This window comes from Prosthecobacter fusiformis, from assembly GCF_004364345.1.
GTDB classification, from domain to species: Bacteria; Verrucomicrobiota; Verrucomicrobiia; order Verrucomicrobiales; family Verrucomicrobiaceae; genus Prosthecobacter; species Prosthecobacter fusiformis.
Genome location: NZ_SOCA01000002.1, coordinates 135,944 through 156,567, shown reverse-complemented (window position 1 = coordinate 156,567; position 20,624 = coordinate 135,944). Strand labels below are relative to the sequence as shown.

The 20,624-nt window shown below is 58.3% G+C and carries 14 protein-coding genes; 11 read left to right on the top strand and 3 right to left on the bottom strand.

What is annotated here, in order from left to right:
* The first annotated feature begins 108 nt into the window (after positions 1-108).
* The 4 genes from polA (at position 109) to EI77_RS06610 (ending at position 6,109) form a co-directional block, all read left to right on the top strand.
* Positions 109-3,009, top strand: coding sequence for a DNA polymerase I (gene polA / locus EI77_RS06625; protein WP_133794004.1), 2,901 nt, complete (start codon positions 109-111; stop codon positions 3,007-3,009).
* Between the two features lie 95 nt (positions 3,010-3,104).
* Positions 3,105-4,097: a hypothetical protein gene (locus EI77_RS06620; protein ID WP_133794003.1), complete on the top strand. Its 993-nt coding sequence runs from the start codon at positions 3,105-3,107 to the stop codon at positions 4,095-4,097.
* Between the two features lie 9 nt (positions 4,098-4,106).
* Positions 4,107-5,636 (top strand): molybdate ABC transporter substrate-binding protein, encoded by a 1,530-nt coding sequence (gene modA, locus EI77_RS06615; RefSeq protein ID WP_133794002.1) that lies wholly within the window; start codon positions 4,107-4,109, stop codon positions 5,634-5,636.
* 47 nt (positions 5,637-5,683) lie between these two features.
* Positions 5,684-6,109 (top strand): rhodanese-like domain-containing protein, encoded by a 426-nt coding sequence (locus EI77_RS06610; protein WP_166647086.1) that lies wholly within the window; start codon positions 5,684-5,686, stop codon positions 6,107-6,109.
* A 7-nt stretch (positions 6,110-6,116) separates the two neighbouring features.
* Here EI77_RS06610 and EI77_RS06605 read toward each other — a convergent pair whose 3' ends face one another.
* Both EI77_RS06605 and EI77_RS06600 read right to left on the bottom strand, forming a co-directional pair.
* Positions 6,117-6,461 carry a DMT family protein gene (locus EI77_RS06605; protein WP_133794000.1) on the bottom strand — a complete coding sequence of 115 codons (345 nt, stop codon included), beginning with the start codon at positions 6,459-6,461 and terminating at the stop codon, positions 6,117-6,119.
* A 9-nt stretch (positions 6,462-6,470) separates the two neighbouring features.
* Positions 6,471-7,175 (bottom strand): zinc ribbon domain-containing protein, encoded by a 705-nt coding sequence (locus tag EI77_RS06600; RefSeq protein ID WP_133793999.1) that lies wholly within the window; start codon positions 7,173-7,175, stop codon positions 6,471-6,473.
* Positions 7,176-7,378: 203 nt separating this feature from the next.
* Here EI77_RS06600 and EI77_RS06595 point away from each other — a divergent pair, with 203 nt between their 5' ends.
* The 7 genes from EI77_RS06595 to EI77_RS06565 all read left to right on the top strand — a co-directional run bounded on the left by EI77_RS06595 (position 7,379) and on the right by EI77_RS06565 (position 18,990).
* A complete protein-coding gene (locus EI77_RS06595) occupies positions 7,379-9,991 on the top strand; it encodes a beta strand repeat-containing protein (RefSeq protein WP_166647085.1) in 2,613 nt (870 codons plus the stop codon).
* A 173-nt stretch (positions 9,992-10,164) separates the two neighbouring features.
* A complete protein-coding gene (locus tag EI77_RS06590; protein ID WP_166647084.1) occupies positions 10,165-11,652 on the top strand; it encodes a LysM peptidoglycan-binding domain-containing protein in 1,488 nt (495 codons plus the stop codon).
* A 105-nt stretch (positions 11,653-11,757) separates the two neighbouring features.
* A complete protein-coding gene (locus tag EI77_RS06585; RefSeq protein WP_166647083.1) occupies positions 11,758-13,374 on the top strand; it encodes a sialate O-acetylesterase in 1,617 nt (538 codons plus the stop codon).
* Between the two features lie 364 nt (positions 13,375-13,738).
* Positions 13,739-15,379, top strand: a complete 1,641-nt coding sequence (locus EI77_RS06580; RefSeq protein ID WP_133793995.1) for a fumarate hydratase — start codon at positions 13,739-13,741, stop codon at positions 15,377-15,379.
* A 67-nt stretch (positions 15,380-15,446) separates the two neighbouring features.
* The gene (locus EI77_RS06575) at positions 15,447-17,111 is read left to right on the top strand and encodes an ABC1 kinase family protein (RefSeq protein WP_133793994.1); all 1,665 of its coding nucleotides are present in this window, start codon (positions 15,447-15,449) and stop codon (positions 17,109-17,111) included.
* Between the two features lie 71 nt (positions 17,112-17,182).
* The gene (locus EI77_RS06570; protein WP_133793993.1) at positions 17,183-18,364 is read left to right on the top strand and encodes a BtaA family protein; all 1,182 of its coding nucleotides are present in this window, start codon (positions 17,183-17,185) and stop codon (positions 18,362-18,364) included.
* Positions 18,361-18,990: a class I SAM-dependent methyltransferase gene (locus EI77_RS06565; protein ID WP_133793992.1), complete on the top strand. Its 630-nt coding sequence runs from the start codon at positions 18,361-18,363 to the stop codon at positions 18,988-18,990. The genes EI77_RS06570 and EI77_RS06565 overlap by 4 nt, the downstream gene beginning before the upstream one ends.
* Positions 18,991-19,014: 24 nt before the next feature.
* On the opposite strand, the gene dnaB is transcribed toward EI77_RS06565, so the two are convergent.
* Complete coding sequence (gene dnaB, locus EI77_RS06560) at positions 19,015-20,550, bottom strand: replicative DNA helicase (RefSeq protein ID WP_133793991.1); 1,536 nt, start codon at positions 20,548-20,550, stop codon at positions 19,015-19,017.
* Positions 20,551-20,624: the final 74 nt, after the last annotated feature.

Here is a 20,624-nt window from a genome sequence, read left to right as displayed (position 1 = left end):
ATTTATCAGCGTCCCGGCCACGCGTCACGTTGGAAGCCTGGAATTTCAGGGTGCATAAATTTTCCCCTGCCGTTGTGCTCCCCGGCGGAGGCTGCTAGGCTGACGGCAATGTCGAAACGTCTCTTTCTGCTTGATGGCATGGCCCTGCTTTACCGGGCGCACTTTGCATTTATCAAAAACCCGATCCGCACCAGCGACGGGTTGAATACGTCCGCCTTGTACGGGTTCACCAATACGCTGCTGGACATCATCAAGAGCTGGCAGCCGACGCATCTGGCGGTGGTGCTGGATACTTCCGCGCCGACACCGCGGCATGAAATCTTCCCGGAGTACAAGGCGCAGCGGGAGGAAATGCCGGAGGACCTGGTGACGGCGATCCCGCAGATCCACCGGTTATGCGCGGCGATGAACATCCCGCTGCTGACCCGCGATGGGTATGAGGCGGATGACATCATCGGCATCCTGGCGAAGCGGTCTGAAGGCAAAGATTTCGAGACCTTCATGGTGACGCCGGACAAGGACTTCGGCCAGTTGGTGTCGGAATCGGTGAAGATTTATAAACCAGGCCGTCAGGGCAGTGATGTGGAAATCCTGGGCGTGGCGGAAGTGTGCGCCCGGTGGGGCATCGAGCGGCCAGAGCAGGTGGTGGACATCCTCTCCCTGATGGGAGATGCGGTGGACAACATTCCGGGCATCCCCGGCTTTGGTGAAAAGACGGCCACGAGCCTGATCCAGCAGTTTGGCAGCCTGGAAAATCTCATCGCCAATGCAGCGCAGTTAAAGGGCAAGCAAAAGGAGAAAGTGGAGCAGAACAAGGACAAGGCGATTCTTTCCAAACAACTGGCCACCATCATGCACGATGCGCCCCTGGAGGTGGAGCTGGACGGGCTGGCGGTGCGCCCGCATGACGATGAACTGCTGAAGGGGCTGTTCACGGAATTTGAATTCAACGCGCTGGGCAAGCGCATGTTTGGAGATGAGTTCAAGGCCGGGCGCGGACGTCAGCTCGCCAAGGATGCTGCACCCCCGACGGAGACCGCCGCAGCCATGCCAGGCGATCTTTTTTCCATGGAGGAAACGACGCAGCAGACGGCCCACAACATGCGCAGCATCGCCGACACCGAGCATGCTTATCATCTGATCCGCACCCCGGAGGAACGCAGGAACTTCATCGTCGAACTGCAGGCGCAGCCGCAGTTCTGCTTTGACCTGGAGACGACTTCTCTGGACCCACGCGATACACAGATCGTGGGCATCGCTTTTTCATGGAAGGATGGTGAGGGCTGGTTTGTCCTGTTTCCACGGGACAAGGCTGAAGCGGCAGCGGTGCTGGAAGAATTCCGAGGTGTCTTCACCAATACCTCCCCTGCACCGGAAAGCCTTTCCGCCCCCTGGGACGGAGGCGATACCGTGCTGCCCGCCGGAGCTGCGGAGGGCATTGAGAAAATCGGGCATAACTTGAAGTTCGACCTCAGTGTGATGCTGGCACACGGGCTGGAGGTCGTGGGGCCGTTTTTCGACACCATGCTGGCACATTCGCTGATCGAGCCGGATCAGCGGCACGGCATGGACTATCTGGCGGAGTCCATGCTGGGATATACCCCGGTGCCGATCACGGCCCTGATTGGCACGGAGAAGAATGATCTTTTCAGCCAGAGCACGATGGCAGATGTGGCAGAGGCGGATCCCCAAAAGATCACGGACTATGCGGCCGAGGATGCGGATGTGACCTGGCAATTGGCGGCAAAGTTGCGCCCGCTGCTGCCCAAGCATGGGGCGGAGCGTGTGTTTTACGACATCGAATGTCCGCTGCTGCCCGTGCTGACAAAGATGGAAAACACGGGGGTGGCGATTGATGTGCAGGCCCTGCGTGAATTCGGTCTGGAGCTGGAAAAACGCGCCAACGAAATGCACCGCCGCATCCAGGAGGTGGCGGGCGGGCCCTTCAACCTGAACAGCCCGAAGCAGCTCGGTGAGGTGCTTTTCGAAAGACTGAAGCTGACGGACAAACCGAAGAAGACCTCCACCGGACAGTACCAGACGAATGAGCAGGTGCTGCAATCCCTGGCAGGTCTGCATCCGATCATTGCCGACATCCTGGAGTATCGTGAGGTGACGAAGCTGAAGAACACGTACGTGGACACCCTGCCGGGCACGGTTTCCAAAGTGACAGGCCGGGTGCACACAACCTTCCATCAACTGATGGCGGCAACGGGGCGCATGGCCTCCAGCAACCCGAACCTGCAAAACATCCCCATCCGGTCCGATTCCGGCAAGGAAATCCGCAAGGCCTTTGTGCCTGGCCAGGAAGGCTGGGTGCTGCTGAGCGCGGACTACAGCCAGGTGGAGCTGCGGGTGATGGCGGCGCTGAGCGAGGATGCGGCGATGATCGAGGCCTTCCAAAACGGTCACGACATCCATCAGGCCACAGCAGCCCGTGTCTATGGGGTCACTTTAGAAGGGACGCTGCCGGAGATGCGCCGCACGGCGAAGATGGTGAACTTTGGCATCATTTACGGCATCAGCGCCTTTGGCCTGTCCCAGCGACTGGGCATCCCGCGTGGGGAGGCGGCGACGATCATTGAGAACTACTTCAAGCAGTTCCCAGGCATCCATCGCTACATGGAGCAGATCGTCCAGGATGCGAAGCGTTACGGGTATGTGGAGACCATCACCGGCAGGCGGCGGGTGATCCGCGACATCGCCAGCGGCAATGCCAGCATTCGCGGCGGCGCGGAACGGATGGCGATGAATACGCCCATCCAGGGGACAGCGGCGGACATGATCAAGCTGGCGATGATCAACGTGGACAAGGCGCTGACCAATGCGGGTCTGAAGACCAAAATGCTGCTGCAAGTGCACGATGAACTGCTTTTTGAAGTGCCTGTGGATGAAGTCGAGCAGGCCAAGGAGCTCATTCTACGGGAGATGCAGAATGCACTGACGCTGGGGGATGTGCCGGTGGGTGTGGAAGCGGGCACCGGCCTGAACTGGCTGCAGGCGCACTGACAGGATTTGAGAATCGGCAGGATGGGGCTGAGTGGCAGATTTGCCCCAGCCCTCTGCAACTTTACCTAGAGGCCGTTCGTTGACCTGGGGACTCCATGCTTTTTCGTCTGTTCATTCTCGGCCTTGCTCTGGCTTCCACGGCCAGTGCCTGCACCATCCCGGTGTTCCGCTTTGCGCTGGACCGCTGGGAGGCGGATGCCTTCCATCTGGTGCTGCCGCCATCGGTTTCCCAGGATGCGGCGGTGAGTGATCTGCTGCGCCCTTTGCGGGCCAATGGCAAGGCGAACGTGAGCATCACTTCCGCCCCGGAAGCCACGGAGGCAGCGCTGAAATACTCGCGTGAAAGCGATCACTTGGTGTGGTCCGGTGCCCTGAATGCCCAGACGCTGCCGATGCTGCTGGACTCCCCCGCACGCCAGGAACTGCTGAAAAAAATCCTGGCGGGCGATTCGGTGATCTGGGTGATCGTAGAGGGTGGCAGTCAAGAGGACAAGGCGGAGGCGGAGCGCATCGAAAAACGGCTTGGTTTTCTGGAGCAGGTGGCGGCGCTGCCGGTGCAAAATCCGAATGACCCAGACAGCCAGCTCGGGCCCGGGCCGCCACTGAGGCTGAAGTTTGCGACACTGCGGCTGAGGCGTGATGACGCCGCGGAGCAACCGCTCATCCGAATGCTGGCGGGGCCGGAGGGCAAGGTGGATGCCTCCACGACCAGCTTTGCAGCAGCGGTCTTTGGCCGGGGGCGTGTCCTGGGGGCATGGCCGCTAGCGGACCTGGATGATGCCTCGCTGGAAGATGCCTGCATGTTCCTGGTGGGCCGATGCTCCTGCCGACTGAAGAATGAAAATCCGGGCTGGGATATCCTGATGAATGTGGACTGGGAAAAGGCGCTGGCCGCGGTGAAGGCGGACGCGCCGCCAGAACCGGTGATCCCACAAGAACCAGCTGCTTCCAATGCGCCAGTCACTGTGACGGTCACAGCCGATGACCACGTGACCTATGTCGCCGTCAAGTGGCCCTGGCAATGGACCGCTGGCGCGGTCGCCCTTCTATTGAGCATTGCGGCCGTGATGCTCCTGAGAAAAAAGTAGATTCCTTTTATGCCCCGTAAACTCATCGCACTCGTCCTCATCCTGGCCGCCGGAGCCCTGGCCTTTTACGGCTTGCGCCCAGGCAGCCGGTCCACCCAGCAGAGCCTGACGGTGTATTGCGCTGCCGGTTTAAAAAAGCCGGTGGAGGCCGTGGCGGCGCAGTATGAAAAAGAAATGGGGGTGCCGGTGTCCCTGCAATTTGGCGGCACGGGGACGCTGCTGACGCAACTGCGGGTGGCCAACCGGGGCGATCTTTTCATCGCTGCGGACGACGGCTCCCTGGCGGATGCACGCAAGCTGGAGGTGACCCAGGAGTTGCTGCCCATCGCGGTCCAGCATGCGGTGATCGCTGTGGCCAAGGGCAACCCGAAAGGCATTCGCAGCCTGGCGGATCTGGAAAAGCCGGATGTCCGTCTGGCGCTGACGAATCCTGAGGCGGCCAGCATCGGCAAGATCACCCAAAAACTGCTCGGTGACCGCTGGGAGACGCTGGCAAAAACAGCCGCAGTGATGAAACCGACGGTGGCGGAAGTGGCGGCGGACACCCAACTGGGAGCGGTGGATGCATCCATCGTCTGGGACAGTGTCATCGGACAGTTCAAGGGGCTGGAAATGGTGAAAGTGCCTGAGCTTTCCAGTCATGCGGAAAAGGCGAGTGTGGCGGTACTGACCAGTGCCGCATCATCAGCAGAGGCATTGAAATTCGCCCGTTATCTGGCGGCACCGGAAAAGGGTGGAGCGGTGTTTAAAGAGCTGGGTTTTCTGGCAGCGGGAGGGGACAAGTGGTCGGCGAAACCTGAACTCATCCTCTACAGCGGCGGGGTGAACAGGCCTGCCATTGAAAAGCTGGTGCAGGACTTTGCCACCCGGGAAGGCATCAGCATCACAACGGTCTTTAACGGCTGCGGCATCCTGTGTGCGGCGATGAAAACAATGGAGGACAGCAGCAGCCCGAAGTTTCCCGATGTTTATTATGCCTGCGATGTCTGCTTTGTCCCGCCGGTGGCTGAGCATTTCCCGGAGGCAGTGCTGCTGACCGAGGCGCAGATCGTCATCGCTGTCCCAAAGGGCAATCCGAAGAACATTCAGACACTGGCCGATCTGGCTCGTGAGGGGCTGCGGGTGGGCATCTGCAATGCGGAGCAGTCCACCCTGGGCTTCATGACGCAGGGCATCCTGAAATCCATGAACCTCTGGGAAAGCGTGAGCAAAAACGCCTCCAGCCAGGTGCCGACGGGTGACTTTTTGGTGAACCAGCTGCGCACCGGATCCCTGGATGCGGCGGTGGTTTATCAGATCAATATTCAGAACCAGGCGGACCACTTTGACTCCATCCCGCTGCCAGCCGACAAGGCCAAGGCCGTGCAGCCTTTTGCCGTGCGGACAAACTCCCCTAACAAACAGCTCGGCAACCGGATGCTGGCCTATTTGAAGAACCATCAGAAGAGCTTCACAGATGCGGGTTTCGTCTGGAGAGGCGATACCCCTGCGGTGAAGAGCAGCGAGCTGGAAATCCCGGAATGGCTGAAACAGAAGTGAGGATGCCGTTGCGAAGCGCTGGCTTTCCGGGAAAGTGCGGCATCCACATGCGACTGCTCCTGCCCCTGCTCTGCCTGGCCCTTTTCGGCTGCAAACCTGTCCCTGCCACGCAAGTGGAAACGGAGCCGCCCAGTATCGCACTGCCCGCCGGAGTCCAGGAACTGGGACCTGCGGAAGCGGCTGCCTGGATGGCACAGACGCCGGATGCGTTCATCCTGGATCTGCGGATGCCGGAGGAAATTGAGCGTGAGGGGAAACTGACAGGGTCCCAAAACTACGATTATCTACAGCCTGCGACCCAGGAATACCTGGCCACTCTGGACCGTCAAAAACCGGTGCTCGTTTACTGTGCGCTGGGTGGCCGGTCAAAGCTGGCCGCAGTGGAGATGCACCGCATGGGGTTCACCCGGCTGGCGCTGCTCAAAGGCGGGCTCGATGCCTGGCTCAAAGAAGGCAGGCCGGTGGTGAAATAAGCGGCTTTTACTTTCTAAAGATGAAGTAAACGGCACCGCACATGCAAAGGGCGGCCCAGAGGTAGTCCCATTTCAGGGGCTGCTTCATGTAAAAGAAGACGAAGGGGACAAAGACCGTGAGGGTGATGACCTCCTGGATGATCTTGAGCTGGGGGAGGTTCAGCGCGGTGCTGCCGATGCGGTTGGCCGGGACCTGGAGGACGTATTCGAAGAAGGCGATGCCCCAGCTCAGAACCGCCGCGACGAACCACGGCTTGGCCTTCATGTCCTTCAGATGCGCATACCAGGCGAAGGTCATGAAGACATTCGAGGCGGAGAGAAGAAGGACGGCTTTAACGATGGCCCAGTTCATGGTGCGCGACTATTCCACCAAATAAAGAATGCGCCCGCAGCTTTCACATTGGGTGAGCGTTTCACCGGAGCGGAGCTGCTGGATGGTGCCCATGACGACCTTCATGTGGCAGCCTGCGCAGATGCCATTGAGCAGGGCCACGACGGCGGAATCGCCCTTTTTGGTGAAGAGGCGGTTGTAGAGATCCAGCACGGGGGTTTCCACAGGAGTGGCGAGGGCGCTGCGCTCGGCCTCTTCGGCGGCGAGGCGGGCCTTCACTCCTTCGGCGCGGATGGCGAGGGATTTCAGGTCTTCATTCACGCGCCCCTGGGTGATGGCGAGTTTGGCCTGGGCTTCCTTGAGCACCGCCTTAGCGCCTTCGAGGACTTCCATGTGCTCCAGCTCGGTATCTTCCAGGGCGTGGACGTCGGTTTCGTAGCGTTTGATTTCATGCCCCAGAGCCTGAAATTCATCGTTTTTGCGAGTTTCAAACTGCTGGTCGTGGAGACGTTTGATGGAGTTTTGGCGGGTGGCGATGTCCAGCTCCACGCTCTTGATTTTCACTTCGGTCTCCTTGGCGCGCATGCTGGCGGCCTCCACGGCGGCCTGATCCCCGGCGAGCTGCATTTTGGCCATCGCCTCGTTTTTGGGGATGTCCTTGAGTTCTTTCTGAAGGGCGCGGATGCGCTGGTCTCGTTCCTGGAGTTTGAGGAGTTGGGTGATTTCTGGAAGCATCGCCTTCTATGATGGCGCAGAGTCTGGGGCGGGTGCAAGAGGCATCAATCACCAAACTTGGGGGAAACAAGGGGGCTATACCTCTTTTGGCAGGGTAAAGGTTTGCCGTAGCAAGGGGTGGATTCAGGCTGTGAGTGGTGTTTTTGGGACAGAAACTGCTATTTAGGAGTGTTTTTATATCTCCCCCCATCCCCCCGTTTCTTGTGATTTTTAGGACATCCCTTTTCCTGGCTCTGCTATGCACCCATCTCTCGCTCAATGCTGCCACCCTGACGTGGGATGGCAATATATCCACTGGTGGGCTTCAAGACGGAACCGGGAACTGGGATACGACAGTGACCGACCGCTGGTACAACGCTGCGAGTGTGCCACCGGGGTATCAGGCCTGGAATAATGCGAATGGGGATACTGCTGTCTTTGGCGTGGGCAGCGGAGCGGCGGGAACCGTCACGCTGACAACGGCGATCACGGCAGGAGGGCTGACCTTTAACACGCCGGGGTCCGGGACGTATGTGCTGAGTGGGAATACGCTCACACTCGCAGGCACACCTATCATCGCGGCGAATGCGGCGGTGGATATCAAGTCCATCCTGGCGGGTACTGCCGGATTTACTAAAAACGGTACGGGAAACCTGACTTTGAGCGGTGCGGATGGGAATACGCTGACAGGCAAGATCACGGTCTCTGGAGGAACGCTGACGACAGCTAAAAGCGTGAATGTTGATGCGATCAATGACGATATCGAGGTGACGACCGGTGGGACTTTTGTGTGGGGAGCGAATAACCAAATCGATGACGCAGCCGATGTGATTATTTCAGGAGGGACCATTACCTTTGGCAGCCGGAATGAGACCATCGGCAGCTATACCCAGACCTCTGGAGGCATGTCTTCTAACAACAACTCTGGAATAATAGACATCAAAGGAACGCTGGCTATCTCCGGCGGGAATACGCTCACCATTAACAGCCGTGGGCAGTGGTCTGCGCATACGGTGGATTTTACAGGGTATGTAGGTGCCAGTTCGACGACTGCGGTGCTTGTTCTCGGGTCTGACAATGCGAGCACGGTCACCCGACTGAGCGTGGGGGAAGGCGGACTGAAGCTGAGCGGGCAAATTTTGAAACTGAACCGCACCGCCAATTCGACTTTTAAAGGCTCTGAACTGCTGCTAGGAGGCAACGTCACCGCGACAGGAGTCAATTCCATCACCTATAACGAGGCTGTCACGCTGGGAGCTGCTGCGGTCAACCAAGTGAACATGGGTAATGCCACGCGCACCTGGACGATCAACGGTGATGATACGAGCATCACGACCGTGGAGTTGGCGATTGTGGGGGCAGGCGGGTTGACAAAGGCAGGCACAGGCACGCTTGTACTAGGGGGCATTGATCACAATACTTATGCCGGAGTGACCACAGTCAGCGCGGGCAGGCTGACGATGAAAAAAAGTGCGGGTTTCAATGCCACAGGAGACATTCTGGTGAACGGAGGTACGCTGAGTTGGGGAAATTCTGATCAGATTCCAGACACAGCGACGATCACTGTCACCTCCGGGCCGATGTTTATGTTAGGCCGATTCAATGAAGTCTTTGCCAACTATGTACAGACTGGCGGGACAGGTTTTGCCTCAGGCTCCAACAATGCCGGGGTGGTCGAGATCACGGGGACAGCGACGCTGTCAGGAGGGGGAACGCTGACGGTCAACAGTGGTGGGACGATGACGATCAACCAACTGAATGCGACGGGGTTTTCGGGAACGCTGCTGAACATCGGGGGCAACAATACCAGCCGGGTTACTTCTCTCACCATCGGTCCGGGCGGCATGACTTTGAGTGGCCAGAACATCACCATCGCCAAAGGACCCGATAATAACAGCGCTACACTCGGTAGTGAACTTATTCTCAAGGGGACCCTTACCGCCACGGGGAACAACAATTTTAACCTGACATCAGGCAGTTACGGAGTGGCGCAAATCAATCTGGGAACGGGGCAGAGAACCTTTGCCATCAATAGCGGCACGACCACCACCAATCTGCCGATGGTGGGCAGTGGCGGTGTTATTAAAACCGGTGCCGGTATACTCCAGTTCAATGTGGCCAGCACCTATACAGGCAAGACGACGGTGAGCGGGGGAAGCCTGACGCTGGCTGAGACGGGCAGCATCGCCAGCAGCAACTGGATCCAGGTGGATGCAGGGGCGGTTTTTAATGTGGGAAGCCTTACGTCGGGTTTTACTTATGCGCCCACCAGCGGAACAAAGATCATCAGCGGCAGCGGTAGCATTACGGGGGATCTCCACATCGGCGGGGTAGCGCAACTGAGGCCGGGCACGACTTCTGACAATCTAGACATCTCCACGGCAGGGGATGGCATCGGCACCCTGAGCATCAGCGGGGATTTATCCTTTGATGCGGATGCTCCGACGACGGTGGCACAGTTGCAGATCCTTAATGCAAGCGCGGCGGACAAGATCACGATTGGCGGGGATCTGAAGCTGACAGCCGACACTTTCCTTTCGGTCACTTTTGATGATGACTATGTGCCGATGAAGGATCATTCCTGGACATTGATTGACTGGGCAGGGCTTCTGGATGACACGGGTTTCCTGCTGGGTACCAACAACCGCACAGGCCGGGATCTGGATAACAATGAGGGTAATTTAAATCTGCCTGATCTGACTGAATGGGGACTGCTATGGGATATCGGAGCCATCAATGATGGAGGCTCCCTGGTTGTGACCATCGTGCCGGAGCCGAGCCGGGCGCTGCTTCTGGGGCTGGGTTTCTTTTGGCTGGGATGGCGGCGGCGGCGATAGCAGAGCCACGTATGATTTTATAAGGGGCCGAAATGACCGACCTTGACGATGCTAATCCGGTGTCCTTTTTATGAGGCACTGCGAGCAGCTTGGGCACTCAGCGCTTGTGATGTCCCCATATCCGGCTTTGATCCATGATGGCTAAGAAACGACTCCTCTTCGATGCCTTGATCATGGATTCATTTTGGGTCTGCTTCGTGGTCTGGCTTTGCATGACGGCAATACCGGTGATCGGGCAATCCCTCGCTCAAGCGACCGTTGAACCGGGAATGGAGCAGGCCGTGAAATGGCGCTGGGCACCGGAGCCTTCCAATCCTGCTGCATGGGGGCTTTCTTTGGAAATGCAGCCCGAACCTAGCAGCATGGCAAACTCGACTCACGGAGTTGCTGGCAAGGCATCTGTCTCCGCTCCCAACCCGCAGGGACCGCCGGAAAAGACGCTCGAATACGTGGTTCAAAAAGGAGACTCGCTGTCTTTGATTGGCCGACGTCATGGAGTGACGGTGGCTCAGATCAAAGAGTTCAACCGGATGAAGCGTGACATTATCGTGATTGATCAAAAGTTACGCATTCCCAGCATAGCGGACATCCAGGCCATGGCACCTGTGCCCAAACCCGCACCCAAGCCCAAGGTGGCGCAAAAGCCGGAAACCAAAGCAGAATCCGTGAAGACCAAAGAAGTGGCGGCGGAAACCAAATCCCGGCTCAAGCGACCGCTGCCCTCAGCCGCCAGCAGTGTGGCGCGGGTGGTGCTGATGCAGGCGTATCTGGACCGGAAGGGATTCTCTGCGGGACCTATCGATGGGACGGACGGCCCTTTGTACGATGCCGCTCTGCGGTCCTATGAGGCAGCGTATCCAGGTGAACTCCGGTCTGAAATGGGGCAAATACCTGAAGCATTGCAAAACATGGGCGGTGCCTATGCGGAGTATCAATTGCGTCGCGAAGATTTCCGCTGGATCGCACCTGAGCCGCCTAAAATTTCGGCCACCCGCAAATCTGGGAATTCAGCGTCACCGGAGCCTGGCATCACTTTGGAACAACTCACAGCGGCCAGCTTTCTGCCCTATCGAAATGTGTGGGAATTTGTGGCTGAGCGTTATCACTGCTCCGAGTCGTTTCTGCGCCGGATCAACCCGGGCCTGAAATCTTCCGTGACGGTGGGTGCGCTTTTTTTCGTGCCCAATGTGCATCCCTTTGAGATCGAAAATGCCCTGGCGGAACCGTTGCAACCCGCAGCCGACCCTGCGACACCAGTCACTGCGACCATCGTCAGCAATTCGCGGCTGGAGATCCGTCGCAGTGGCAAACTCGTGGCCAACTTGCCTGTCGCGGTCGCCCGCCCAGGACTGCGTGGTCGTGGGACATGGAAGATTCTGGACGCGATTCCGCGTCCCCAAATGGTGAGCCCTGGAGACCCCGTCATGCCTGCCAGTGTACCTCAAGTCCTGCCTCCAGGGCCTAATAACCCCGTGGGATTTATCTGGATCAATCTGGCCAAAGGCAGTGACGCCACTCCCCTGCCCTACGGTCTGCACGGCACCAGCATCCCCGGATACATGCGGCGGCAGGAGAGCATCGGCGGCTTCCGCATGACCAACTGGAACATCGCATTTGCCGTCCGCCTACTGCCTGCGGGCACCCCGCTGACATGGCAGTGAGCCGGAAACCGATGATTGCATTTCGCATCTGTACTTGTGGCTTCCTAAAGTTCGTTGTTACGTACGGAGAGTGGTTTACGTTTTAAACGGCCTCTCCTCATGCCCATGAAGTGTTTCCTTTCTGTCTTGTTCCTCCTGACCAGCCTTCCGGTGCTGGCTGATGTCACCCTGCCTGCGATCTTCACGGATGGCCTTGTGCTTCAGCAGAAAAAATCCGTGGCCATCTGGGGAAAAGCCGAGGCGGATGAAAATGTGACGATCACTTTTGCCGGTCAGGCGAAGGTCACACAGGCAGATTTGGATGGGGAATGGCGCGTCTTGCTGGACCCCATGCCAGCGAATGCCACGCCTGCAGACATGACCGTGGCTGGAAAAAATACGATAACCCTGAAGGACATCCTGGTCGGTGAAGTGTGGATCTGCTCCGGCCAGTCGAACATGCAGTGGACGGTCAGCCAGGCGGCCAATGCTGAGCAGGAAATCCCAGCCGCGCAATTTCCGCAGATCCGCATGTTCAATGTGGAGCGTGCGACTGCGATGGAGCCTGCCACGGATGTGAAGGGTAGCTGGAAGGAAGCCAGGCCAGCCAATGTGGGCCAGTTTTCCGCTGTGGCCTATTACTTTGGCCGTCACCTGCACCAGGTACTGAAAGTGCCGGTGGGCCTGATCAACACCTCCTGGGGCGGCACCCGAGTGGAGGCCTGGACCAGCCACGAATCCCTGAGAGAGAGACCTTGCGCGGCCCAGCTCCTCAGTGACTGGGATGGCATTCGCAGTAGTTGGGATGCGGCTGCGGAGAATGCACGTTTTGAAACCGCCAAGGCCGAATGGCAGGCACAGGTGAAGGCGATCAATGAAGAGAATGCGAAACTGGCCAAGGGCGAAAAGAAGAAAGCTCCCGCTGCGCCACGTCCGCCCGATGATCCGAATAAAACCCCGCATCACCCAGCCGTGCTTTTTAATGCGATGGTTGCCCCGCTGATTCCTTATACCCTGCAAGGAGCGATCTGGTATCAGGGCGAGTCTAACCAAAACCGCGCTTTTCAATATCAGGAACTGCTGCCTAACATGATCAATGACTGGCGCACGCGCTGGAATGACGAGTTTAGCTTTTACATTGTGCAACTGGCCAGCTACGGCAACCGGCTGCCGGTGACGAAAGAAGCAGGCGTGGCGGATACCTGGGCGGAGCTTCAGGAGGCCCAGTATTTGACTGCGATCACTTTGCCAAAGACCGGACTCGCGGTCATCAATGACATCGGTGAGGAAAACGACATCCATCCGAAGAACAAACAGGAAGTGGGCCGCCGCCTGGCGCTGTGGGCACTGACCAAAGACTATGGCCGCAGCAGCACCATACCCAGCGGTCCGTTGTTCAAAAACAGCATGGTCGAAGGCGGGCAGGTGCGCATCCAGTTCGACTACGTGGGAGGCGGACTGAAAACCCGCGATGGGGGAGAGCTGAAGCATTTCCAAATCGCCGGAGAAGACCAGAAATGGGTCTGGGCGAAGGCGAAGATCGAAGGCAACGAAGTCGTCGTTTCCAGTCCAGAAGTACCCGCTCCCGTCGGTGTCCGTTATGCCTGGGCAGCCTGGCCGGAAGGTGCCAATCTCATCAATGCTGAAGGTCTGCCCGCCAGTTCCTTCCGCACGGACGAATTTATCCTGAGCACGATGGGTGTGACCTCGCCGTTTCAGGAAGTGATGAAGGCTGGGCGGTGAGCGGTGACCAGTTTAGATATCCTTTACCATCTCAGGAGTGATGGGGCAACACCTCTGGAAACGATGAAACCATTCCGCGTGACCGGATTTTGATTGGTGGGTGATGGCGTGGATGCATTCATGGGCAATGAACGCCTCAGAAGCCGGTTTATGGCAGAGCTTAGAGTGCAGGCGTCTGACTTCGCTAAAGATTTGGCAATCGTGCAGATGTCTGTGTCCAAATTACAGTCAGTCTCATGGCTTATTCTGGTGCTGATGTGTCAATTGACGACCATTTTTCTCTCAGGGCCTGGAGTAGATCGCAAAAACGCATTCCCATTTGCCCCGGCGCGTATGCTTTTTAAAAGTATCTGTTCCATAAGCCATGCCCACCCCTCCCTTTCATTACCAGGAACTGTTTGAACTCGGCCAGGACGAGACTGAATACCGGCTGCTGACGAAGGAGCATGTCAGCGTGAATGAATTCGGCGGGAAGGAAGTCCTGTGTGTGGAGCCGCAGGCGCTGACTTTGCTGGCGAACCAGGCGTTTCATGACATCAATTTTTTCCTGCGGCCGAAGCATCTCAAGCAGGTGGCGGCGATCCTGGACGATCCAGAGGCGAGTGAGAATGACCGCATGGTGGCGCTGACTTTGCTGAAGAATGCGGATGTGTCCTCAGCAGGTCTCCTGCCCTTCTGCCAGGATACAGGCACTGCCATCATCATGGGCAAAAAAGGCCAGCAGGTCTGGACAGGCAGCAGTGATGAAGCGGCCCTTTCTAAAGGGGTGTATGAAGCCTACACGGAGAACAATCTGCGGTATTCTCAGAATGCGCCGCTGGACATGTTTACGGAGAAGAATACGGGCACCAATCTGCCGGCGCAGTTCGACCTGTATGCCACGGAGGGGGATGCGTACAAGTTTCTCTTCATCTCCAAAGGCGGCGGCTCAGCCAACAAGTCCTACCTGTATCAAGAGACACGTGCGGTGCTGAATCCGAAGAGTATCGTGCCTTTCCTGACAGAGAAGATGCTGTCCCTGGGGACGGCGGCCTGCCCGCCTTATCACCTGAGTTTTGTCATTGGCGGCACGTCCGCTGAAGCGACGATGAAACATGTCAAGCTGGCCTCCACCAAGTATTATGACAACCTGCCGACCACGGGCAATGAGCATGGCCGCGCTTTCCGGGATGTCGAGCTGGAAGCCCAGATGCTGGAAGCGGCACGCACCTGCGGCATCGGTGCGCAGTTTGGCGGCAAATACTTCGCCCTGGATGTGCGGGTGATCCGGCTGCCCCGGCATGGTGCATCCCTGCCCATCGGCATCGGAGTGTCCTGTTCCGCTGACCGTCAGGCGAAGGGTAAGATCACTCGCGACGGTGTTTTCATCGAAAAACTGGAGACCCATCCGCTGCAATACATTCCTGAAGAGCTGCGCCACCGCAAAGACACCAACGCGGTACGAATCGACCTCAACCAGCCAATGGCGGCCATCCGGGAGGAACTGAGCAAACATCCGGTGACGACACGGCTGCTGCTCAACGGACCTATCGTGGTGGCCCGCGACATCGCCCATGCCAAGCTGAAGGAGCGCCTGGATGCAGGGGAAGACCTGCCGGAATACTTCAAGGAGCACCCTGTCTATTACGCAGGCCCGGCCAAGACACCGGTCGGGATGCCCAGCGGCAGCTTCGGCCCCACGACAGCAGGTCGCATGGACAGTTATGTGGACCTTTTCCAAAGCCGTGGAGGCAGCATGGTGATGATCGCCAAAGGCAATCGCGGCCAGCAGGTGACGGATGCCTGCAAAAAACACGGTGGTTTTTACCTGGGCAGCATCGGCGGTCCGGCTGCGATCCTGGCCAAGGAGAACATCAAGAAAGTGGAAGTCGTGGAGTTCCCGGAACTGGGCATGGAGGCCATCTGGAAGATCGAGGTCCAGGACTTCCCTGCCTTCATCCTGGTGGATGACAAAGGGACGGACTTCTTTCAGAGCGTGGGCACGGGCTGCTCCGTGCATCATTAAAGCGGCCACAGGTCTTCGTGATTGAGGAACGTGCTTGGAAGTTGGCGCTTCTGGCTACACTGCAATCATGAAGATCGAACCGCTCGCCCGATTGGAACGCCATGCGAAACGCCTGGGCGAAATCGCCACCGTGCTGGGCAAGTACGGACTGGCCGATCTCTTCGGCGGCTTTGATTATCCCTGGCTGATCAACCGTCTGCGCAGTGCGGACGGACAGGTGCTTTCCGACCTGACGACGCCCGCCCGTGTGCGCATGGCGATGACGGAACTGGGCACCACCTTTATCAAGCTGGGCCAGATGTTGAGCACCCGGCCAGACCTGGTGGGAGCAGAGATGGCGACCGAACTCTCCGAGCTTCAATCCAATGTGCCAGCAGAGTCTGTGGAATCTGCCCGGGCCATCCTGCTGGCGGATCTGGGCCTGCCGCTGGAGGAGCTGTATGCGGAATTTGATACGGTTCCGCTGGCGGCGGCTTCCATCGCCCAGGTCTATGCAGCGCGATTGCATAGCGGGGAACAGGTGGTGGTCAAGATCCGCCGGGGAGGCATTGAGGCGAAGAGCACGACAGATTTGGAAATCGTCCAAGCGATGGCGGAGCTGCTGGAAAAGCATTCTCCTGCCCTTCGACCGTACCAGCCGGTGGCCATCGTGCGGCAGTTCCGCAAGGCGCTGCTGCGGGAGATGGACTTCACGTATGAGAAGCGGAACATTGATGAATTCACCCAGCACTTTTTGGATGAACCGAATGTGCGCATCCCGAGGGTTTACGCGGATCTGTGCTCACATCAGATCATCACGATGGAACGGCTGGATGGCATCTCCGGCACGGATATCGTGGCAATGAAAGCCTCCGGGGAAAACCTGGACGAATTCGCCCGACGCGGAGCCAACATGTATCTGGAGATGGTTTTTCGCGATGGTTTCTACCATGCGGATCCGCATCCCGGAAACCTCATGCTGCTGCCCGGCTGCGTGGTGGGAGTGATCGACTGTGGGCAGGTGGGACGCATTGATGATGAGTTGCGCGATGAGGTGGAGACGCTGCTGCTCGCTATCGTAGAACATGATTCCACCCAGGTGACCGAGCAGGTGCTGAGGCTGGGCTCCGTACCGCCGGACTTTAACCGCGAACGGCTGCGCACGGATCTGGATGATTTCATGGCGGATTACGTGGGTCACCCGCTCAGCGAGATCAATGTGGGCCATGCACTGACTTCCCTGATCGAGATCATCCGCCGTTATCACATCACCCTGCCGCCACCGCTGGCGGTGCTGCTGAAGACGATCATTGTGCTGGAGGGAACAAGCCGCCGCTTTAGCCCGGATGTGAGCCTGGCGGAGCTGATGCAGCCCTTCTGCCAGCGCATGATCCTGCGTCGTCTCTCCCCTAAACGCCTGGTTAGGCGGGCCCGCCGCACTTACCGTGACTGGGACCGGCTGCTGAGCTCCCTGCCCCGGGACATGGCGGATCTGCTGGCGCGTTTTCGTGATGGTACGCTAACGGTGCACCTGGATCACCGGCACCTAGATCCGATCATTAACCGGCTGGTGCTGGGAGTGCTCACGGCGGCGATTTTTCTGGGTTCCTCGCAGCTCTGGAGCAGTGAGGCCAAGCCACTGCTGTGGGGGGTGTCCATCTTCGGCGCGCTGGGGTATGTGATCAGCGTTTACCTAGGCTGGCGGTTGATGCGGGCGATCCGAAAATCTGGCAACATCAGCTCCAAGGACTGAGGCGGGCCTCTGTCGAATTCGTTGCACGAAGCTGCCTGCCAAATGGCCCGGCACAGGTTTGTGTATGGGCCATGGTCGTACGCACCCCTCCCAAAACCCATCTGACACAACGGGCTCATGATGCCATCTTCAGCCGGGTCCATGGTGGCAATCTAGTTTACAACACCTGCTGGGAGGATCCACGGCTGGACCGCGAGATGCTGGATCTGAAGGCGGACAGCCGAATGGTGATGATCACCAGCGCGGGCTGCAATGCGCTGGATTATCTGCTGGATGGCCCGGCGGAGATCCATGCGGTGGACATGAACCCCCGCCAGAATGCGCTGCTACAATTGAAGATCGCCATGATCCGGCGTGGGGATCAGGAGGATCTATTTCGTCTCTTTGGCGAGGGTTCACATCCGGGATTCAAAGGCTTGCTGAACGAACTGGATGGGCAGATGCATCCCTTTGCCAGCGAGTATTGGAAGGCGAAGCATTATTACTTTCAGAGTTCGCCCCTGAACCCTTCGTTTTATTATCGTGGCACTGCCGGGCAGATGGCGTGGATCGCTTTGCAGACCTTCCTGCGCAGCCCACGTGTGCGGGACTATGTGGACGCGATGCTGCATGTGCAGAATCTGGATGAGCAAAAACGCCTGTATGAACATGTGAAACCGGCGCTGTGGAATGGCCTGGTATCCTGGCTGGTGCGGCAGCCGATGGCGATGACGATGCTGGGGGTGCCGAGGGCGCAGATCCGCCTCATTGAGACGCAGTTCCCAGGCGGACTCACGGGTTTCATTCAATCAAAGCTGGCCCATGTGCTGACGGAGGTGCCGTTTCAAGATAACTACTTTTGGCGGGCCTACCTAACCGGACATTATACACGGTCCTGCTGTCCAAACTATCTGAAAGAGGAGCATCAGCCGATGCTGCAATCCCTCAGCAGCCGCATCACCACGCACAGCACCACGGTGGCCAATTTCCTGCGCGAAAACCCGGCTGCTTATTCTCACTATGTGCTGCTGGATCATCAGGACTGGCTGGCGGCGCACAAGCCCCAAGCGCTGGCGGAGGAGTGGCAGCTCATTCTGGAAAACAGCCGTCCAGGGACACGCATCCTCATGCGCTCGGCCAGCCCAGTGATCGATTTCATCCCGGAGAGCGCGCTTCAGCGCCTGCGCCTGAACCAACCCCTGGCGGATGCCCTGCACCTGCAGGACCGCGTGGGCACTTATGGATGCACCCTTTTGGCAGACGTTATCGCATGAGCACCGGACAACCTAACCAACAATCACTCACTGGCTATTACCGCTGGCATGCACGCATCTATGACCTCACACGCTGGGCGTTCCTGTTTGGCAGGCGCAGGCTGGTGCAGCGTGCGGCAGGGCATGTGAAGAAGCCGGGGCGCATTCTGGAGATCGGCTGCGGCACGGGGAAAAACCTGGTGCATCTGGCGGAGGCGTTTCCGCAGGCGGAGGTCATCGGGCTGGATCTGTCCCAGGATATGCTGGACCGTGCGCGGCCCAAAATGGAGCGTTTTGGGAAGCGGGTTTCGCTTTTGCATCAGGCCTATGATGCGCCTGTGGCGGGAGAAGTGAAGTTTGACCTCATCGTCTTCAGTTACTCGCTGTCCATGATCAACCCTGGCTATGATGAAGTACTGAAAATTTGCCAGCAGGATCTCAGCCCACAAGGTGTGGTGGCGGTGGTGGATTTCCATGAAAGCCGGTGGGCCTGGTTCCGCCGCTGGATGGGGGTGAACCATGTGCGCATGGAGGGCCAGGTGCTGGCATGTCTGCGCCGTGACTTCCCTGCCCTGCTCTGCCAGGTGCACCATGGGTATGGTGACCTGTGGCGGTATGTGCTGTTTCTGGGCAGGCCGGTGATTTAGTCAGCGTGGTTCAACCCGGCTGCACTAAGGGGACTCGGCTTCGCCTTCTTCAGGGAAGCGTTCCACGAAGCGCATGGCGTAGTCGATGAAGCGCAGGGGCACGTCATCGGTGGGGCCGTTTCGGTTTTTGGCGAGGATGAGGACGGCCTGGCCTTTTTTGCGCTCCTCTTCTTCCTCGGTGCCCACTTCCATCTTGCCGCCGGCGTAGTCTTCACGGCTGAGGAGGCCCACCATGTCGGCATCCTGCTCGATGGAGCCGGACTCACGAAGATCTGAAAGCACTGGGCGCTGGCCTTTACGGGACTCCACGGAACGGTTGAGCTGGGCGAGAACGATGACGGGCACGTTCAGCTCTTTGGCGATGCCTTTGATACCGGCGGAAATTTCCGCGATTTCAATCTGGCGGTTGTCCTGTGCACGACGGCTGCTGGAGGTCATGAGCTGGAGATAATCGATCATGATCATCTCGATGTTATGCTGCTTCTTCATGCGCCGTGCCTTGGCGCGCATTTCCAGCACGTCCAGGCCGGGAGTGTCATCAATAAGGATGTTTGCCTTTTGCAGTTCTCGGGTGGCCTTCGTCAGCGCATCCATTTGCGCACGGGACATGAGGCCGCGCGAGAGGTCCTGCATGGAGAGCTGGGCGCGGGAGACAAGGAGACGTCGCACCAGCATGGTGGCGCTCATTTCCAGACTGAAAACGGCACAGGCCTTATCACAATCCACGGCCACGTGCTCCACCAGGTTCATGGCCAGGGAGGTCTTGCCCATGGAGGGACGGGCGGCGATGACGAACATTTCCCCGCCTTGCAGGCCGCTGCTCATGCTGTCCAGCTTGCTGTAACCGGTGGAGAGACCGCGTAACTGGCCGGGATGCTCCAGCATGTACTGGATGGAATCAATGGCCTCAGCGACATGAGCGGAGAGGCTTTTCACGCCATCGCTTTTGCCAGACATGGTTTCACGCACGGCCAGGATGCGCTGCTCACTGTGGTCAATGAGGGTATTGATGTCCGCCTCCAGTTCGCTACGCCCGTGCTCATAAGAAGCCTCGATGTTAAGGGAGCAGGCATGGATCATCTGCCGCAGGATGTGCTTGTCCTGGACGATTTTTTTGTAGTAACTGTAATGCGAAGGGACCGGGACGAAGGTGAACAGCTCCGTGATCATCGCTGGGCCGCCCACACGATCCAGCAGGCCCTGGTCGCGCAGGGCATTGGTGACCATCACCGGATCCACCGGCAAGTTTTTATCGTAGAACGATAGAAGCATTTCATACACCGTCCGGTTCGCCTCGTGATAAAAGGCAGCCGCCGGGAGGGTTACGCGGCTTTCGCTCAGACGCTCGTTGGGATCCTGCAGCAGACTGGAAATGACGCCTTTTTCAGCTTCGTCACTGAAAGGGAGGGCGCGGTTGATGTTGGCCAGGAGTTCCTCAGCCGTGGGTATTTCATTGCGCTTGCGGCCAAAGGGATTGGCCTGCGGCTTCGGGGCAGCTTTTTCGGGGAGTTCTCCCAAAGCTGCGGCGGCCTGGACAAGGTTGGAAACGGATTCTGCCATGTCACCTTACCAATGGCGGAGGCCCTCCACGATGCAATGGGAGCAACCTGTGTATACGTCTGTGAACAACTTAG